Raw genomic sequence first — 278 nt, 5'->3', positions numbered from 1 at the left:
TTCATACCCGGCAGCCCGACGTCGCTGATCATCAGGTCAATGCGCTGGTCGGACTCGATGATCGGCAGTGCGGTGTTGGCATCGCTGGCCTCGACAAAGGCATAGCCCAGTTCCTTGAGCACCGCGCTGACCAGCACCCGTACCGCCGGGTCGTCCTCGACGATCAACACTGTTTCACCGGCATTGGCAAAGGGCAGCCGCGCGGGGTTCGCCGCTTCGGCCACGACCATTTCACCGACGAAACGCGGCAGGAACAGGCTGACGGTAGTGCCTTTTCC

At 62.6% G+C, this 278-nt stretch carries 1 protein-coding gene; it reads right to left on the bottom strand.

The genetic code is table 11. The features are described 5' to 3' along the window. Positions 1-278 (bottom strand): response regulator (locus tag FVA95_RS29725; protein WP_149666975.1); only part of this gene is annotated, 278 nt, incomplete at both ends.

The organism is Pseudonocardia sp. EV170527-09 (assembly GCF_008369905.1).
Classification (GTDB): Bacteria; Actinomycetota; Actinomycetes; order Mycobacteriales; family Pseudonocardiaceae; genus Pseudonocardia.
Note: the sequence above shows the minus strand (reverse complement) of the source record. Positions and strands in the feature narration are given on the sequence as shown.